Below are 17337 nucleotides of genomic sequence, written 5' to 3' on the forward strand. Positions count from 1 at the left end.
TTTCATCAAGCATTACACAAAAACACCCAAGAGCTATCAAAGGTTCTCCTTCGTCTGTTTAACCTCCTACAGCACAACGGACGAAAATCTCATCGATACGAGAAAAAGACAGTCTTTGATATTTTGGGTGTTATTTATGAGTATACCACTTCTACTCATCAGGTAGCATAGTAAAAAAATTAAAACCCGTCAGGGTTTATTTGATATGCCTACTTTTATAAAATCTATAAAAGATAATAAAAAACTATATGGAAAGACCGCATTTTGTATAAAAATATACCTTAAGTTGATGGATGTGGGGTAGCACCACATATCTATCAACTTAAGAATTCAGAATTACCCCAAACGAAAAAATGAGCTTTTTTGTTAAAAGTTAGCACAAAATTTCATTTTGAGGGTACTATAAAATTTTAGCTTGTTAGCAATGTGGCGGGATAACTAACCTAAAAAATACATCTATATTTTACTGGTGATGATAAGTTAATTAAAGTTGATGGATAGCCAAACTCCATTGAAGCATCTATAAATTCTTCTAAATGTTGCACCGATTCAGTGACTATTTTCACCAAATAACTATATTGTCCGGCTAATCTGTGGCACTCAAAGACCATGGGATTTTCTTTGCAAAAATTTCTGAATTGTTGACATTTTTTTGATTCAAACAAAACAAAGGCCGTTACATTCTTATTTAATTTCTCTAGGTCTATAACTGCCCTATAGGCTGTAATAATATTTTTATCCTCTAATTTTTTTACTCTTTCTTTTACAGCAGGTGTTGATAGGTTTACCATTTTCCCTAGTTCAGTCATAGATATACGTCCATTCCCTTGAAGAATATGTAAAATTTTTCGATCAATATGGTCCATTCTAAACACTCCCTTTTTATTTAAAGCAAAACATTTATAATGAATAAATTTTTTAAGTTTTTTAGATGAAATAGCTAATAATTTGTATTTAAACAAAATTATATTATATTTATAATTTTGTGTATATGATTAAAAAAATGTTATTGGAGGAATAAAAATGGGACTTGAGATGAGAAAATGTTGTGAGAAATGTAGTAATAAGATTGAAGAGCACTCTTTGGCGTTTATTTGTACACATGAATGTACATTTTGTGAGGATTGTACAAAATTAATGAATTATGTTTGTCCTAATTGTCAAGGAGAACTTGTTAAAAGACCTAGGCCGCTATCTAGTAGTGTCTGCTCTCTTAACATATAGGGGTACCGCTCCATCGCTATCAAGCTAAGAAATACAAATACCCCTAATTACAAAAAAACGTTATTCTTTCTAAACAAGCTAGATTAGAAAGGATGACGTTTTTTTATGAATCTTTCGATTAAAGATGAACTACAATCATTTGTGGAAGAATTACAGCGATATGTTACACCTGTATTTTTAGAAGAACTGGCAAGAGAAATTGGCTTTATAAAGCGAAAACGCAAGTTTTCTGGTTCAGACTTAGCTACCATTTGTATTTGGATCAGTCAAAGAGTGGCAAGCGATCCTTTAGTCCGATTATGCAGTAGACTTCATGCAACCGCAGGCACTTTACTCAGCCCTGAGGGCTTAAACAAACGGCTAAATCGAAAAGCAGTTTTGTTTTTACAGCATATTTTCTCTTTACTGTTACAACAAAAAATATGTGAACAAACACAAATCTCTAACCAACTTTTCTCGTATTTTGAGCGAATTCGTATTCTAGATGCCACTGTATTTCAAGTACCAAATGTTTTAGAGAATGTATATCCAGGTTCTGGAGGCTGCGCCCAAAAAGCTGGAATCAAAATTCAATTAGAATATGATTTACATAGTGGGCAATTTCTTAATTTCCAAGTGGGACCCGGAAAAAATAATGATAAAACATTTGGTACGGAGTGTTTAGATACCTTACGACTAGGAGATTTATGTATTCTTGATTTGGGTTATTTTTCATTGGAGGACTTAGATCAAATGGATCAACGAGGTACATACTATATTTCTCGTTTAAAACTAAATACGAATGTATATGTGAAAAATCCAAACCCCGAATACTTTAAAAACGGTGCAATAAAGAAACAATCGGAATACATACAAATCGATGTGAAACAGATTTTGAAACAACTACAGCCTGGAGAAACATTTGAATTAAAACATGTGTATAAGTTTGTATATTTGAGGAGATGTGCGAGACAGGTGTGAATTTAGGAGGGATCCAATATTTTCTATTCAAGTATGATAGAATGGAAATATACCCAAAATGGAGGAACAACAAATGAACTCAAACACAAAACAGTTTATTTATGATATCCAGCAAAGAAAGAACAATTATATGGAAGATGTATTAATAGCAATACAACACCCTAAAAAAGAGCAATCTGAACAAGTCATTCAAAATATAGTAGAGAAGATGGATATGATGATCAGTTTAGTTGCTACTTACATGACTATTGAATCAGAATCTACAAAAGAATTAAAAGAGCTTCAGGAAGAACTTATTCATGCTCAAGCATATATTCAAAAACGGAAATTTGAAGAAACACAGAGTTAAAACCCTGTGTTTTATTTGGTCGTCGATGACATTAATTTTTTATGAGTCTGATTATTGTTTTGGCATAATCCATACAATTTGTTGAATGCGTACAATATATGGCACCGTATCTTCAATAAGCAAATGATCTGGTTTCACATCTTTTAACTTTCCTCTTACATTACCTCTTACAGTTTCAATAACCACATGTTTACCAATTACTGATTGTAATGTCTGAAATACGTAGGGATTGGGTGCACTTACCATATGTTGTTCACTCAAGTCATTTCCTTCCGAATAACTCATTCTATAAGACTCCTTTCTAACTTGCATTCTTTCTCCTAATATATGATATAAATCTTATAAATATGCTAGAAGGATAATTCATTATAGGAACGGAAATAACATTTTAATAAGGTATGGTTTCTATTTCTAAATTGCTAAAAAATGATTTATAGAAAGTTACTTTTACGAGGTAATAGGTGATGATAGATGGATATTTTGAATGTACATCTAAGTTGTTCCTTTTAGGATATGTATCATTTTAAATACGCCCTTTATTAAAATAGTGCTCATACTTTTTTTGAGATTTTTTCGTAATACGTGCGTTAAGTAAAATTGCTAACAATAAAAACAGTCCATATTTCCTCCCTGTAGCTCCTATGATAATCACACTACTACAAACAAGTACAATTAATAGGATAAACGAAATAAATACGATTATAATTCTTTGAGATCTTCTCGTATTTTATGCGTTCTTTCCTTGCATCCATCTAAATTCCTCCTTTACATTATCCATTTCACTCTCAAATAAATCTTGCTCTTAAAAAGGAAACAATATATCGCTTTAAATAATTAGTTTGTTTTTTTATTAACTAATTTATATAACGTAAAAAGAAACCCTACCAATATTAAGCTTTCCATTATGATAATCCCGATCCTCTCCTTCCTTTTAACCCCCAACACATCAGATGAAAGTTATGTATATTCTATATTAGCTGCAGCAAACAAAAAGGATCCTCCCTTCTTTTAAAGGCTGATCCTTTTCTTCGTTCATTCAACTATTTTTAGCTATTCTTGATTAATTAGAATCACAGCTGGTCCATCTACACGAATTCCACCAACTTCGATTTTTTCATAAGGCTCAACTGTAATAGAAATAATCCCTTCTCGCTTCTTTAATTCATTACTTAATTCTTTTGTTAACATTTTTTTCATGTGTGCACTCCTTCTTACTGCTTCATTTACTATTGTTATGTAAATAAGATTAAAAATGGTTTCCTGGTCTGGAAACCATTTTTTGTAGTTGACCATATGGTGTTACCAGTTCGTTTATCAATTTTACGTAAAGAAGATAAACAATTACTATTCACTGTCTCAGTAGATGTAAGGAACTCTTAAAGAGATAGCGGTGAGATTGATTGTTTTTTCTTCTAGAAATAATGACTTAGATAATATATTACCTAAAACAATGAAAGCCCTACCTCTCTTTCATCCTTACGGATCCTTGTCCGTGCCAGTGTGAATCAGGATTGCAAAAATCAAGTGACTATTTAATCGAGTTATTTGATGAAACTTTGAACGTTCGTAAAAGAAATTTAAAAATAAAAATGGATAAGGTTGAAGTAATAATAAAAGAGGTTCCTACTCTAAAAGTGAGTTGAAGAAATTGAATGTCTTTGAAATGATTTGCTTTGAATACTCATCATATTCCCGAAAAATTCAGGATATTTTCGGGGGATATTATACATTATCTATAATGAACCTTAACAGAAACTTTTTATTTGATTTTCAGTGATTCCTTTAATTAATTCTAGTTCACTAACCAAAAATTTATATGCATCATCCAACAATTTTTTTTCGCTTGTATTCAGTGCTTTTTCTTTCTCCATACGCATTAAATCACGTACGACTTCAGCACCTTCTTGTATTTCACCCGTTTTTATTTTGTCAGTGTTCACTTTATACCTTTGTTTCCACGGCAATGATTTATCTGATTCTCCATGCTGAAAAATGTGTATAATGTGTTTTAATGCAAGTATATCAGTAACTGGGCGTATACTCGAACTTAGTATTTTGCCCATAGGAATCAGGACTTGCATATTACTGATTGACATTTTTATAACATAATACTGTTGTTTTTTCCCTAAGAATTCTTTTTCTTCTATGGCTTCAATTATACCTGCTCCGTGCATTGGATAAACAATGTTATCGCCAATTTGAAACATATAATCCACCTCCATATATGGTAACCTTCTTAACCATAACATATATGTGTTTTTTTATCAAATATTTTATAGTATCATAAAAGCATTTTTAGTGTCAATAACTTTTTCTTTAAAAATCAAATTAAGTAAAACAGCTAAAAAATAATAGGAAGCGTGCCAGTTTTCCCTTGAAGGGAAGGGGAATTTCCTCGCGTATATTCTGAAACCTCTACTCATTAACGTAGATCAGTTTTCCCTTGAAAACGACCAAATCGATCCCGTATTTTTTTCAATCTTGTGTGGTACTCCAAAATCTCAATTCTTGCTTTTTCGGCTAGAGGTGCAATTGGTCGTAAGTCTTGTAACCCCCAATAATCAACCACTACATCAAGTACTTGATCAAAATATTGTAGTGGCCCATAGTTAGCTTCTTTTGCAATTACAGCCATTCTATTTTCAAAATCAGGCATGACGGCACCTGGCATTTTAAAATTCTTAATCACATTGGCAATATGATAGCAATAATTAGGTTCCAATTCTAAATGTGTTCGAATCACGTCTCGATAAAACGCATAATGAAGAGTTTCATCTTTTGCAAGACGGCGTAATAATGTAGCAAGATCTGGATCATGCTTACTTGCAACCTTAGCAACATTATTGTAAAACACCATCGTTGCAAGTTCTTGTAGCGTCGTATACGTCATGGCTTCGATTGGTGTATGAAAATCAGGCTCAAATCCACTCTCAACGACTGATTTTCTTAATTCATGTATCCGTTTAGGGTTCACACTTCGAGTGAGTAGTAAATATGTCTCCAATAAATTCGAATGTTGATCCTCTTCTGAGGTCCAAGTATGAATAAAGTCTGTAATAACAGAAAGGGAACCTTTAAAAGTCGCAGATAAATACGTTGTAAACCATGGTAAATTCACTTCTGTTAATAAAGCTGTTTCAATGGCCGTAATTACACCAGAAGGAAGAGTAACTTGACTTTCATCCCAAGGAACTCTTTTAAAGTCCATTCCCTTATCCCATGGTAAAAACTCATGATAACCCCAGTCTATCTTCTGAGCTCTTATTTTATGTTGTTCATACAGTTCTTTTAAACGTGGCTCTAATCGGAAATCTAAATCATTTGTTAGCATATAAGTGCCCCCTTTTCTTACCATGGATATTCATCCTATTTTTATCCTTAAAAATTTTCTACAAATAAATATTACTTTCCTTTTTTTAAGTCAAACATAACGAATTTGTAACAAAACTCTTTAAGAGCGCTATATTTTTATAGATTTTTTTATATCAAAAGGGGGACCGTTACATCTATTTTCTTTTTTATAAAATAGATACTGAGGCATACAATATGTTAGTTAGCCTAAATAAAAAAACTAACCTCAGTAAATACAGAATAACATTCATGGATGAAGATTCTCGTCATGTTGTAAATCTTGGTGAGTGTAAAAAGGTGCATGCCTATAAAGAATCGTTTTATAATAAAGTTTGATAGTGTTTTTTACACACTATCAGTTTATTTAGATGTAAAGATTAAGCGCTTGAAAAACAAATATAGTTGATTAGATAGCCTTAAACGACAAATCCCAACAAGATCAATGTACATTGGCTATGGATGAGTTAGATCAATTTTTGTGAAACGGTATACAACACAAAGGGAAGAGGCGATAAACATGCAGTCAACGGAAGCGCATATGAAGGAAAAACAACGTAGAGAAAAAATAGAAATTATATTTAGTCACATGGTAAAAGGAGAGAGTTATTTTCACGGCTCTTCCTATCAATGGAAAAACATTGTATATCAAAATTATAATAGAATACAGCAAAAAGAGTTGGAAGTTGAACAACTCATTTCGATAATGGAAAAAGCAGGGGTTCGTTTTACGCAGCATCGTTCACTCATACACTATCCCGTCATTGATTTTGTAAAATATATAGCTAAGATTTATAAGGAGCCCCTCGAAATACAATAATCATATTTAAAATAAATCTTTATAAAAGGTTTATTTTCGAAGATTTTTAACTAAAATCCCCAAAACTCATTGTAATATTCTTTTTATTCGCAATACTATTCATTTTTGTTATAATATCAACCATAGCGTATTATATTCGTTTGTATATCTTCATATTTTGGGAATTTTATTACACAAAAAGACAACTCTTAATTGGAGTTGTCTTTTATTTTTTTTGATATACATAATACTATTCTGATGCAAAAACTTCAAGATTCTTACAACCAGAAAAAAAGTAGGATTTTTCATAGTAAAGATGCTACTTTATTTCCTCATATTCCTTCATTATTTTATAAAACGTGTTTTTCTTTAGCTCCAGCATTTGCATAAACATGATAGCTGTTATTTCTCCACTTTTCCATTTAGAATAAGTTTCTTCTATTATATGCATTTGTTGTTTGCTTAGGGTTGAAAGGTTTACCTGAGGACGTCCTAAATGTTTCCCCTGAGATTTAGCTACAGCAATCCCTTCCGCTTGTCTCTGATGAATTTTTTTTCGTTCTTGATCTGCAACATAGGAAAGCAAAGATAAAAATTGATCTTCCATTAATCGTCCCATATCTCCCATCTCACGAAATTTCCGACTATCAAACAGTGTTTCATTTTCTAAAACAACAATATCAGCTTGTAATTCTCTCGTGATGTACTTCCATTCTGAAATTACCTCATCATAATTACGCCCCATACGATCTAAAGCATCTATGTATACAATATCACCTGTACTCAATATCTTTCGTAATAATTGGTACTGAGGACGATCAAAATGTCGTCCACTTGCTTTATCGACAAAAATACGTCGAGCTTCCACTCCACGTTCCATCATCTTATGTAATTGACGTTGTTCATTTTGATCTTTTGTGCTTACACGTATATATCCATAAATATTTGCCACGTTTTGTATTCTCCTTGTATTTGTTACCACAATTATACCATTTTTGTTTATAAAGGTATTCATTAAAAATAAACGTTTATAAAACAATTTAAATCACCTTTATAAACTTGATATTTCAATGTTTCATAGATGGTCCTTAACCGTTTATAAAGGTATACCTTTGTAAACAGTGTTCACTTTTTAGGACAGTTCATATTTAAAAAGTAAAACCCACCGTTAAATATCCAAATAAAAACCCAGTGATATCATGGACATGTACTGATATCACTGGGTTTTATGAGTTTAACATTTTGTATCTTTTTTAAAGACTCACTAATTCTAACTTTATGCATAACTAATGTAAGGATTAAATTTCTAAACATTTACAATATTTAGTATAGATAATATCAATTTACTAAAATATACAATTTATGTAAAATCATAATTAAGCTAAACTCTTCTTTAAATTCTTGCCCCTAACAAGGATTTAAAGACCATGCTATTTTAGCTAAAAATGCGTAAAAAGAAAAAAGCCAAATCTATCTAGAATTTGGCTTTTTTCTTTGGAGGTCATGTAAGTAACAACTTGAATCCACTACTCTTTTTCAAATATAATTGTATTTTAAACGTTTTGTTGTTATATTTTTTAACTTATCAGAAATTTACAGGTGAATATTTGGAACAATCTTTAGCCTATGATATCGCCCACTAATTACTTGAATAAGCTAATTTGTACCTAAAGGTGTGTTTTGTTTTCGGTATAAACCTAAAATTATTTTCATACCTGTTGGAATTCCTTTGCGAATACAAAAAAACTCCTTCCACTATTGGTGAAAGGAGTTACAATACATTGAAAGGGTATTTTCATTTTAATATATGAGGGGTCTCGCCACATGCCTATCAACTTAAGAACTTTCTTTATTCTAAAAAAATTTTTAGAGTAAGTTGTTTTTGAACCAGAAAGGCATATTTTTAACTATAAAAACTATGACAAAATTTATCCGATTTTCCTTTTTACCTATTTGCTAAATTCAGCAAGTAAAATATTTTTAAATGGATCAGGACTATCAGCTTTAAGACTGTTCAAATTGACGGCCAATGTATGCTTGCCTCCAAGTGTGCCACCAGCAAAAGTGGTAAACCCTAGAACTTTACCCTGGTGTCCCCATATCGAGACACCGTTTGGAAGCTTAGTTTCATAGATCCCAAGACCATATCCGGTTCCTTCTCTATCTGTAGGAACTGTAGTAAGCATTTGTTTTAGTTGCTGTTCCTTCAGTAATTTACCACTGAGTAAGTAAGAGAAAAATTTGTTTAAATCGTCAGCAGTAGAAATCATATCTCCATCCGAGCTACCTGGGTTAATATAAGTAACGTCTTTTAGCTCACTTGCTCCGTCTAGTTGGAAATAGCCACGGGCATGCTTGGTACCTGGAATCACGCTTGAATTGCCAGGTAGGAATGTATTTAACAAATCAAGCGGTTCAATAATCCGATTTTCAACCTCTTCCGCATAGCTGTTTCCAGTTACTTTTTCAATAAGGATCCCCAGTACTACGTATCCTGTGTTTGAATAAGACCAACCCTTTCCTGGAGCAAAGTCTGGAGGAAGAGAAATCCCCATCTTTACAAATTCTTCAGCCGTATACGATTTTTTTATATCCGTAATATCAAAGTCTTTTGAATTTACATAGTCAGCGATACCACTTGTATGATTCAATATCTGCCGGATCGTAATCTGGTTACCATCATATCCGTTTCCTTGAATGACACCAGGCAACCATTTTTCAATGGAGTCGTCTAGATTCAAACGGTTTTCTCCAGATAATTGAAGTAGAACTGTTGCAATGAACGTCTTCGTTACACTACCAATGCGAAAGCGAAAATCTGTTTTCATTGGTTTCTTGGTGCTCAGGTCCGCTAACCCAGCGGCATAACTCCATGTTTTTCCACCTTGAGAAGTTTTAGCAAGTATCCCAGGATATCCAAGTTGCAATGTATCCCGCATTGCCTCTTTGACGGAATTACGTTCTCTTTGAGTGCTTGTTTGTAACGAACTAGATACATTTTGAATGGACTCCGCTTTTACAATTGAGGTTGGTGCTGTGTATAACAAGGAACCTCCTGTTATTAAAAGGACTAAACCTCTAAATGTAATTTGAAATTGCTTTTTCATAATGGTATTCTACTCCTCTATTCACATTATTGTATAGATGGTTATTTGCTGTCTCATACTAACCATACAGCTTACCTCTTAGCCAAAGACAAAAGGATAACTTTGAATTTGCAATCATCTGTGCACCAATTATTTCTACAAACAACTTTCTGACCTAATAAATGATTAATCCCTCTTTCTCAGATGTATGTTAACCTCTGTAATTTCTTCTTTTCTTCCATAGAGTTTTGTTAATGAATTTGTTTTTATATAAATATATAGTATCTATTCCCCCTCTCGTTCTTCCCTACATTTTGATCATACACAATGAAAATCTCTTTTTTCTTACTCCTTTCTTACAAATTCCTTACGCTCAAAACCACTTCTATAATTCGGTGGCTTTTATTTTAAGAAAACTCAGTTCTATTAACTTGATAGGCATGTGGTGCTACCCCATCGCTATCAAGCTAACAAGAAAATATCCCCCCTAAAATAAAAAAGGCGTTATTCTTTCTGAGAAATCATAGGAAAGGATAACGCCTTTATATCAATATGACGGTATCCTATATGAAAAATTAACATCGTTCCAAATGTATATATTGTATATATTGTACATATTGTGTATAATTTGTTCATAAGCATTTAAGAGGCAAGGAGTTGAATCATGAAAATCTTACTATCTAATAAGTCTAAGTCGCCTATTTATCAACAAATCATTGATCAGATTATATTACAAATATCAAATGAAACATTGAAAGTAGATGATTCGTTACCTTCTATGCGTTCATTAGCAAGAGACTTGAAGGTAAGTGTTATTACTTCAAAAAGAGCGTACGAAGAACTTGAAAAAGCGGGTTACATCTACTCTATAGTAGGGAAAGGCTCGTTTGTTGCAAAACAAACAAAGAAACAACGTGCGGATGAACCAAGTGATCCAATACGTGAAAAGTTCAGTACAATCGTTCGAGAGAGTAAGGCTAATCATTTATTAAGGGATGAGTTAATACAAATTATTAATCGTATTTATGAGGAGGAATAAATATGGAGAACATTGTAGAAGTGAAAAATGTTTCAAAAACATATAAGGGATTTTCTTTAAAAAATGCATCGTTCAACATCAAAAAGGGGTTTGTAACGGGATTTATTGGTGCAAATGGTGCTGGGAAAAGTACGACAATTAAACTTATTATGGATCTTATTAGCAAGGATAGCGGGGATATCACAGTTTTTGGTAAAAATCATCAAAAGGACCAAGTTTCTATTAAAGAGCGTATAGGATTCGTATACGATGACAATATCTATTATGAAGATATGACAATTCACCAACTGAAAAAATTCATTGCTCCAGCATATAAGAAATGGGATGAGAATCAGTTCCAATCCTACTTAAAGCGCTTTGAGTTACCGACTAACATAAAGATGAAAGAGATGTCTACAGGAATGAAAATGAAGACTTCCCTAGCGTTTGCACTTTCACACCATGCCGAATTTATACTTATGGATGAACCGACATCTGGACTCGATCCTGTATTTCGAAGAGAACTTTTAGACATCCTTTATGATTTAATGGTTGATCAAGATAAAACAATTTTTTTCTCCACACATATTACCACTGACTTAGATCGTATTGCTGATTATATTGTATTTATTCATAATGGTGAGATTGTGTTTGAAAAAGATATACATAGTATTTCTGAAGAATATGCAACTGTAAAAGGGGATAAATCCTTGCTTACGCCTAAAATCAGAGAACAATTAATCGGGATTCGTGAAACAAACGTGGGATTTGAAGCACTCACAAGTAACGCCAGCCATTCACGTACACAATTAGGGAATGATGTATTAATTGAAGAAGCGACATTAGAAGATATTATGTACTATACAAAAAAGGGGAATGTTCAATATGTATAATTTAATATTAAAGGATTTTCGATTGCAAAAATTATTGATCTTACTCTACCTACTTGGTATATGCTTTTTTATAGGGACGTTTGGAAGTTTTGGGTTTATAGTTGTTTTGGTGGCTGGTTCTTATATGATCAATCTACATTATTACGACGAAAAGAATAATAGTCATAAATTTATTAATAGCCTGCCTTATAGTAGAAATAAAATTATTATGTCAAAATATATTGGTACAGTGTTGTTCACGATTCTAGTAGTCCTATTCTCATTATTGATACAAGCAGTAATTCAAGTTGCATCCCCGACTTATGGAGTTGAAATTGAAAATCCACAGACAATTGTGGTTAGTGTTCTTATTGTCATGTTGTTTACGTCTATCTACTTACCATTTTTCTATCGCTTCACCAATAAATATTTGATGGCTGCTGTCAGCATTATTTTCCCTGTATGTGTTGTTTTATGGAGACCAATTGAGGCATATGTAAATATTACTGACCTTGTATATAGCGTTACCACACAATTTACTATTAATCAACTAATTGTACTTGCTTCAATCGTTACCATGCTTATATTTATCGGTTCTTACTTCTTAACGGTGAGAATTTATAAGCGTACTGATTTTTAAAAATTATTTTTACTCGAAATATAGAATACCTTACAAATAACTGTTGTACAGTTTTTTTCTTAAACGCTTTGGTGCTACTCAATTACTATTAAACTAATAAAACAAAGCTCTCCCCTCAAATGAAAAAATGCGCTATTCTTTCTATAGAATCATAGGAAAGGATGGCGTATTTTTTCATTTGAGGGTGGCATTTCTTTTTAATTGCTTACACTCCATTAATTCACCAAGACTTTTCTCTTAAATCCATTCTTTTCCGTGTTCGCGGATGAATTGGAGTTCCTCTTGATAATGATCGTAATGCCCTTCGTCGATCATTTTTTGAAACGCCATATCGCCTTCTTTGGCCTTCCTTTGCATGGTTTTACATAATCCTTCTACTCGTAGCAATACCATTTCTAAAAAACCTTTTTCTATTCCCTCCATGCCATAGGAATCAAAAAACAATTTAACCCTTTGTTTGATTCGCTCAGCATCCTTTAACGAATCATAATAAATGGCTTCGCCTGCTTCCGTATGATAAAGCCTACTTAAAGGAACGCAAGTGTAAAGCGTATAGGCGACATCCCAAAGTCTTGGACCAGGAGCAGCCAAATCAAAATCAATTACACCTACTGGTTTTTCGCGATTAAAAATAATGTTATAGATGGCAAAATCATTATGGCACATCACCTCAAATGGCTGCGGAGTGTTATCAATGGGTTGCCAACGTTCTTCCATTGGAAAATCACTCACCGCATCATGATAGAGACGAAGCATTTTTGCGATATCTTTTAAAGCCTCATCCGACCACATGTGTTTTTTTAACGGATAATTGCCAGCTTCTCCTTCAATAAAGGATAAAATCTCTCTCCCTTTTTCATCGATACCCAGAAACTTTGGCACACCTTTTAAACCTTTGTTTTCAAGGTGCTTTAGCAATGTATGAATTTTAACACTATCAGTCTTTAATTCTCGACGAACCGTATCTCCCAAACGATATACACTGGAGACATTCCCTCCTGTTAGTGCTTCTTCTTTTTCGTACTGATTTCTCATTAAAATTCCCCCAATTTAAGGACTCTATGATTGTGTCAATAGAGATGTATTTTTGCCCATAAATAAAAGCAGATATACAAAGGTATCTGCTCGGCAATGGGAATTTAATTGTCCACACCATGTATCCCTTGAATGATTTAAGATAGACAAATAAACGCATCCTTAAGAACCAAGGACCGCCACTGTCTCTATCCAATTAAATAATCATTTCAAGATATTCCACATGTGTAATATAGATTCCCCTTTCTTTACATCTTTAAATTAAATATTACCAAAGATCACTAGAAAAATAAAGAAAATTTAAAATGGTTTTTCAATTATATTATCCCATGCCCATTAACTTAAGAAAAGTACAAAAAAATGAGCTCATTTCTCAAAATAACTAACTATAGAGAAATAAAATTTTCATTTAGGGGGTACTTCAAAGCCTTAACTTGATGGCGATGGGGTCACATCACTAAACTAATTTTCGATAATAGAAAGAACCTTGTCATTAGGCTAATTAGTTAAACATCAGAATAATTATTTTTATTCTCGTTTGTAGAGATCTTAGGGTTTACTTTAAAGTCAATTATAATAAAGAAAACTAAGGTAAGAGTACACATACCTAATAAAAACATTAAACTTTTATATCCTATTTGATCTAGTAAAAATCCAATTAACACCAAGCATAATTGCATAATGGTTCGATCTAACATTGTTTTAAATGAAAAAAATCTTCCATGAATACTCGAAGGAACTTTTTGTTGTGCATATGTGTATAAAAGAGGATTAAACATACCATATGCCAAACCAAATATACTAAAAGAGAAAATAGTTAGATAAAAGTTTGTCAACGATAATAAAATTTGAGCTATACCCATCAAACAGCAAGCAAATAAAAGAATACGCACTTGTTTTTGATATCGTTTTATTACTTTTTTGATAAATAACCCTGCAATTAATATACTTGCCCCTTCCATAAAATAGAGTATCCCCATGATTGAACCTGGTTGTCCCTTTCCAATCTCAATAACAAATAAATTAAAGCCTGAAATAAAGATTAGGGGGATAATGGATAATGCAAGAACTATTTTAATAGAATGATTCTTTATAATAACAGGGAAAATATCATTAAAATTAGTCTTATGTTTTTTAGGATTTATTCGTACATCGTTTGGAATAACTAATAAAAAATTGATAAAGTATAAGGTTACATAAGCAATAAGAGCAATAATAAATAATGTATATAGAGGAGCGACTGTTAATAAAAGACCAGCTAATACAGCTCCAAAAATTCTTGATAAAGTGATAATATTTATATTAATAGCATTAATCGTAATTAAGTCATCTTCTTTAACTAAAGTTGGCAATATTGTTTGTATAGTGGGATTAAAAAAAGAAGCTGAGCAGCCAATTCCTATACTATAAATAACCATCCAATAAATTGATCCCGTATATATGGCAACTAGCATTGATAAAACAGATGCAATTCTCATCAATCCTACTAACTGTAATACTTTTAATTTAGAAGTAGAATCTATATAACGTCCTGCATAAGGGCCTATTATAACCCCAAGGACACCACCGATAACAAGAAAGAAAGCTTGAAGAACATGAGATTTTATATGTATTTGTAAAAATTGCAAATTACCAATTGTACCGAACCATATCCCTAATTGAAAGACTAGTTGACTTCCTAATACAATGCATAAATTTTTATTATGTATGATAGATTTTAAGGATTTCATCTCAAATCCTCTTCTCTAAATCTAAAATCTCTCCCATATTTTTTTACTCCATCACTAATATTCCCTATTCCAGAAAGTCCGCAAACAATTTCTTTTTCTTTATCTATACATAATCTTTCTTCTACTAATTCGTCTTTAAGGTGTCCGGTAAAAAATGCACCTAACTTTAACCATGAAGCAACTAAATAAAAAGTTTGACTTAAATGACCTACATCTTTCATAACAATACGATATACTCTTGGAGTTTTGTATTTCCACATAGGTCGTTCTAAACATGCTGTATAAAAAAAGAGTACAGATGCACCTTTTACATATTTTTGTCCTGCAGCCATATCAACAATATCTGTTATTTTTTCTTTATTAATTACATTCAATGAATGATTTTGAACATTGTAGTGATATAAACCCTCTTTTATTCCTGTTACGTTAGATATATAGGGATATACTTCTATAGGATGTCTAGCACCACCAGAAGGACTCGTTTTAAAGAGAGATGGACCAACTCCAAAATCTCTTTTACAAGACTGTGCTCCCCAAACAAAATAAAGAATAGTAGATAATTCAATTAGAGTAATAGGTTTTTCTGAAAAAGATCGTATAGTTTGTCTTCTCAAAAGGACATCCAGGAAATCTCCTTCTTTTTTAAAATTAGGAACAGGTAATGGTATTTCTTCTACATTATCATATGTTTTATAAATAGATGGTGCTTTTATATTTTGTTTCTTACTAACTAATCTTTCATAGTCTTGATTTACATCTAAATAATTATCTTTACGAAGTAATCTTGTATTAAAATGAAAGTATTTAGCAGGTGTTCCCCATTCTTTCCAATTTATAAGTTCTATATCCTCTGAATTTTCTTTTTCTATTAATATATGAACTTCCCGAAGATTATTAGTTATTTCTATCATTTCATTTTTTGTTAAAGATAAAGTTTGATCTCTTTGTAGTTGTAAATATGCACTATCAAGGTCATTCCATTCTTTAAATAAACTTAAGATAGGAAAGAATGAAGGTTCTAAGCTATATTGTTCGTGTCTAATAAAATCATCTATCATGAGATGACCATTTTTCCAAAAATATATCATATTTTCAGATATTTTTAACTGCATATCAATGTCTCCTTACTTGAAAAATATATATATGCTTTTAACGATAAATGACTGCCCTATTAGAGCAGTCATTTAAGCAATTCAATTATTTTGATGGAGAAGTTTCACCATGTTCTGAATTAACACGATTTGTGTATTCATTTTCACTAGGTTTGAAAATTTTCATTTTTCTGACCCCCTTTCATTAGGAAAATATTACAAATTTCATTTTCCCTTAAAAGTAATTTTTTGTCAAACAATAATTAGAAAATAATATATATTCACAAATTTAAAACGATAGGTAATATCAGCATAGCTACGTTTAAGGGCAAAGTAGTTTGTTTTGTAACACAAACGATCATTTTTGTTATATTTTGTTTTTCGTCTTAATATTGTTAGATCTGAAATGTATCAAGTATATTATCTTTTTCTTCTTTATTGATACCAATGTATTTTAGTGTGATTTGTGGTGTACTGTGGTTTAGTATTTCCTGTAACATAGCTACATCTTTTGTTTGTTTATAGAACCAATAGGATTCTGTTGCAAAATTTTCTACATGAAGCTACACTCTAGAAAACAGGATATAGGAGAATCAGACATGAGATATTTTAAAGGAAAACAATTCAAGAAAGAGATTATTTTAGTAGATGTAGGCTACTATTGCCGTTTTTCTTTAAGTTATCGCGATGTATCTAAAATCCTGAAAGAACGTGGTATTTCAGTTCACCCAACATCCATCATACGAGGGGTTCATGAATATGGAAATCTCATCTATCAAATTTGGCAAGTGAAAAATAAATCCGCACGCTTATCTTGGCATTTGGATGAAACTTATATCAAAGTTAAGGGCAAGTGGTGTTATCTTTATCGTGCAATTGATAAAGATGGACATACATTGGATATTCAACTTCGTAAAAAACGGGATCATCAGGCTGCCTATGCCTTCATGAAAAGATTAGTAAAACATTTTGGAGAACCTACGGTTCTCACTACAGACAAAGCAAGTGCATTACTTTGCGCGTTTAACAAATTAAGAAAACAAGGATTTTATCAAACTACAATCCATTGTACAATCAAACATTTAAACAATCTTATTGAACAGGATCACAGGCATGTAAAGAAACGTTTTACCAAATCCGCAGGATTTCAAAATCTTCGTCATGCTTCACGTACGTTAAAAGGTA

At 32.1% G+C, this 17337-nt stretch carries 17 protein-coding genes and 4 pseudogenes; 9 read left to right on the forward strand and 12 right to left on the reverse strand.

Annotation, left to right across the window (positions count from 1 at the left end; genetic code table 11):
* Positions 1–171, forward strand: a pseudogene (locus tag BLV40_RS28220) (IS4 family transposase); the annotation flags it as partial.
* Between the two features lie 272 nt (positions 172–443).
* On the opposite strand, the gene BLV40_RS26475 reads toward BLV40_RS28220, so the two are convergent.
* Positions 444–866 (reverse strand): Lrp/AsnC family transcriptional regulator, encoded by a 423-nt coding sequence (locus tag BLV40_RS26475; RefSeq protein ID WP_090695563.1) that lies wholly within the window; start codon positions 864–866, stop codon positions 444–446.
* 157 nt (positions 867–1023) lie between these two features.
* Between BLV40_RS26475 and BLV40_RS26480 the strand changes: the two genes are divergently transcribed.
* The 3 genes and pseudogenes from BLV40_RS26480 to BLV40_RS26490 all read left to right on the forward strand — a co-directional run bounded on the left by BLV40_RS26480 (position 1024) and on the right by BLV40_RS26490 (position 2533).
* Positions 1024–1224 (forward strand): DUF1272 domain-containing protein, encoded by a 201-nt coding sequence (locus BLV40_RS26480; RefSeq protein ID WP_090695564.1) that lies wholly within the window; start codon positions 1024–1026, stop codon positions 1222–1224.
* A 105-nt stretch (positions 1225–1329) separates the two neighbouring features.
* Positions 1330–2136: pseudogene (locus BLV40_RS26485) on the forward strand (IS4 family transposase); the annotation flags it as partial.
* Between the two features lie 121 nt (positions 2137–2257).
* Entirely contained in the window at positions 2258–2533 is a 276-nt protein-coding gene (locus tag BLV40_RS26490; RefSeq protein WP_090695566.1) for a hypothetical protein, read from the forward strand.
* A gap of 51 nt (positions 2534–2584) precedes the next feature.
* Here BLV40_RS26490 and BLV40_RS26495 read toward each other — a convergent pair whose 3' ends face one another.
* The 5 genes and pseudogenes from BLV40_RS26495 to BLV40_RS26515 form a co-directional block, all read right to left on the reverse strand.
* The gene (locus BLV40_RS26495; RefSeq protein WP_090695568.1) at positions 2585–2818 is read right to left on the reverse strand and encodes a YuzF family protein; all 234 of its coding nucleotides are present in this window, start codon (positions 2816–2818) and stop codon (positions 2585–2587) included.
* Between the two features lie 238 nt (positions 2819–3056).
* A pseudogene (locus BLV40_RS26500) lies at positions 3057–3285 on the reverse strand (hypothetical protein).
* Between the two features lie 298 nt (positions 3286–3583).
* Positions 3584–3730 carry a BC1881 family protein gene (locus BLV40_RS26505; RefSeq protein WP_000738547.1) on the reverse strand — a complete coding sequence of 49 codons (147 nt, stop codon included), beginning with the start codon at positions 3728–3730 and terminating at the stop codon, positions 3584–3586.
* Positions 3731–4278: 548 nt separating this feature from the next.
* The gene (locus tag BLV40_RS26510; protein WP_170833718.1) at positions 4279–4740 is read right to left on the reverse strand and encodes a CarD family transcriptional regulator; all 462 of its coding nucleotides are present in this window, start codon (positions 4738–4740) and stop codon (positions 4279–4281) included.
* 215 nt (positions 4741–4955) lie between these two features.
* Complete coding sequence (locus tag BLV40_RS26515) at positions 4956–5864, reverse strand: acyl-ACP desaturase (protein ID WP_090695572.1); 909 nt, start codon at positions 5862–5864, stop codon at positions 4956–4958.
* A gap of 537 nt (positions 5865–6401) precedes the next feature.
* Here BLV40_RS26515 and BLV40_RS26520 point away from each other — a divergent pair.
* Entirely contained in the window at positions 6402–6701 is a 300-nt protein-coding gene (locus tag BLV40_RS26520; protein WP_090695574.1) for a hypothetical protein, read from the forward strand.
* 298 nt (positions 6702–6999) lie between these two features.
* Here the strand turns inward: BLV40_RS26520 and BLV40_RS26525 are convergent, their stop codons facing one another.
* Positions 7000–7662, reverse strand: a complete 663-nt coding sequence (locus BLV40_RS26525) for a recombinase family protein (RefSeq protein ID WP_090695587.1) — start codon at positions 7660–7662, stop codon at positions 7000–7002.
* A gap of 967 nt (positions 7663–8629) precedes the next feature.
* Positions 8630–9787 carry a serine hydrolase domain-containing protein gene (locus BLV40_RS26530; protein ID WP_090695575.1) on the reverse strand — a complete coding sequence of 386 codons (1158 nt, stop codon included), beginning with the start codon at positions 9785–9787 and terminating at the stop codon, positions 8630–8632.
* 643 nt (positions 9788–10430) lie between these two features.
* On the opposite strand from BLV40_RS26530, the gene BLV40_RS26535 reads away from it, so the two are divergent.
* The 3 genes from BLV40_RS26535 to BLV40_RS26545 are packed head-to-tail and all read left to right on the forward strand — an operon-like array spanning position 10431 to position 12296.
* On the forward strand, positions 10431–10805 hold the full coding sequence (locus BLV40_RS26535) for a GntR family transcriptional regulator (protein WP_026593256.1): 375 nt from the start codon (positions 10431–10433) through the stop codon (positions 10803–10805).
* A gap of 2 nt (positions 10806–10807) precedes the next feature.
* Positions 10808–11677, forward strand: coding sequence for an ABC transporter ATP-binding protein (locus tag BLV40_RS26540; protein ID WP_090695577.1), 870 nt, complete (start codon positions 10808–10810; stop codon positions 11675–11677).
* Positions 11670–12296, forward strand: a complete 627-nt coding sequence (locus BLV40_RS26545; protein WP_090695579.1) for an ABC-2 transporter permease — start codon at positions 11670–11672, stop codon at positions 12294–12296. Before BLV40_RS26540 ends, BLV40_RS26545 begins: the two co-directional genes overlap by 8 nt.
* Positions 12297–12533: 237 nt before the next feature.
* Here the strand turns inward: BLV40_RS26545 and BLV40_RS26550 are convergent, their stop codons facing one another.
* The 4 genes and pseudogenes from BLV40_RS26550 to BLV40_RS26565 all read right to left on the reverse strand — a co-directional run.
* The gene (locus BLV40_RS26550) at positions 12534–13331 is read right to left on the reverse strand and encodes a phosphotransferase (protein WP_090695581.1); all 798 of its coding nucleotides are present in this window, start codon (positions 13329–13331) and stop codon (positions 12534–12536) included.
* A 506-nt stretch (positions 13332–13837) separates the two neighbouring features.
* Positions 13838–15061 carry an MFS transporter gene (locus BLV40_RS26555; RefSeq protein WP_244525461.1) on the reverse strand — a complete coding sequence of 408 codons (1224 nt, stop codon included), beginning with the start codon at positions 15059–15061 and terminating at the stop codon, positions 13838–13840.
* Positions 15058–16173, reverse strand: a complete 1116-nt coding sequence (locus BLV40_RS26560; protein ID WP_090695583.1) for a SagB/ThcOx family dehydrogenase — start codon at positions 16171–16173, stop codon at positions 15058–15060. Before BLV40_RS26560 ends, BLV40_RS26555 begins: the two co-directional genes overlap by 4 nt.
* A gap of 374 nt (positions 16174–16547) precedes the next feature.
* A pseudogene (locus BLV40_RS26565) lies at positions 16548–16685 on the reverse strand (integrase); the annotation flags it as partial.
* Between the two features lie 66 nt (positions 16686–16751).
* On the opposite strand from BLV40_RS26565, the gene BLV40_RS26570 reads away from it, so the two are divergent.
* A partial coding sequence (locus BLV40_RS26570) for an IS6 family transposase (RefSeq protein WP_090695585.1) occupies positions 16752–17337 on the forward strand: 586 nt, incomplete at its 3' end.

This window comes from Bacillus sp. 166amftsu, assembly GCF_900107445.1.
Lineage (GTDB): Bacteria > Bacillota > Bacilli > Bacillales > Bacillaceae_G > Bacillus_A > Bacillus_A arachidis.

What these genes read in the sequence shown, in the direction of transcription:
- BLV40_RS26490 (WP_090695566.1), top strand. Translation starts at nt 2,258, where the DNA reads ATGAACTCAAACACAAAACAGTTTATTTATGATATCCAGCAAAGAAAG.
- BLV40_RS26540 (WP_090695577.1), top strand. Translation starts at nt 10,808, where the DNA reads ATGGAGAACATTGTAGAAGTGAAAAATGTTTCAAAAACATATAAGGGA.
- BLV40_RS26530 (WP_090695575.1), bottom strand. Translation starts at nt 9,787, where the DNA reads ATGAAAAAGCAATTTCAAATTACATTTAGAGGTTTAGTCCTTTTAATA.
- BLV40_RS26510 (WP_170833718.1), bottom strand. Translation starts at nt 4,740, where the DNA reads ATGTTTCAAATTGGCGATAACATTGTTTATCCAATGCACGGAGCAGGT.
- BLV40_RS26545 (WP_090695579.1), top strand. Translation starts at nt 11,670, where the DNA reads ATGTATAATTTAATATTAAAGGATTTTCGATTGCAAAAATTATTGATC.
- BLV40_RS26515 (WP_090695572.1), bottom strand. Translation starts at nt 5,864, where the DNA reads ATGCTAACAAATGATTTAGATTTCCGATTAGAGCCACGTTTAAAAGAA.
- BLV40_RS26505 (WP_000738547.1), bottom strand. Translation starts at nt 3,730, where the DNA reads ATGAAAAAAATGTTAACAAAAGAATTAAGTAATGAATTAAAGAAGCGA.
- BLV40_RS26480 (WP_090695564.1), top strand. Translation starts at nt 1,024, where the DNA reads ATGGGACTTGAGATGAGAAAATGTTGTGAGAAATGTAGTAATAAGATT.
- BLV40_RS26520 (WP_090695574.1), top strand. Translation starts at nt 6,402, where the DNA reads ATGCAGTCAACGGAAGCGCATATGAAGGAAAAACAACGTAGAGAAAAA.
- BLV40_RS26560 (WP_090695583.1), bottom strand. Translation starts at nt 16,173, where the DNA reads ATGCAGTTAAAAATATCTGAAAATATGATATATTTTTGGAAAAATGGT.
- BLV40_RS26555 (WP_244525461.1), bottom strand. Translation starts at nt 15,061, where the DNA reads ATGAAATCCTTAAAATCTATCATACATAATAAAAATTTATGCATTGTA.
- BLV40_RS26475 (WP_090695563.1), bottom strand. Translation starts at nt 866, where the DNA reads ATGGACCATATTGATCGAAAAATTTTACATATTCTTCAAGGGAATGGA.
- BLV40_RS26495 (WP_090695568.1), bottom strand. Translation starts at nt 2,818, where the DNA reads ATGAGTTATTCGGAAGGAAATGACTTGAGTGAACAACATATGGTAAGT.
- BLV40_RS26550 (WP_090695581.1), bottom strand. Translation starts at nt 13,331, where the DNA reads ATGAGAAATCAGTACGAAAAAGAAGAAGCACTAACAGGAGGGAATGTC.
- BLV40_RS26535 (WP_026593256.1), top strand. Translation starts at nt 10,431, where the DNA reads ATGAAAATCTTACTATCTAATAAGTCTAAGTCGCCTATTTATCAACAA.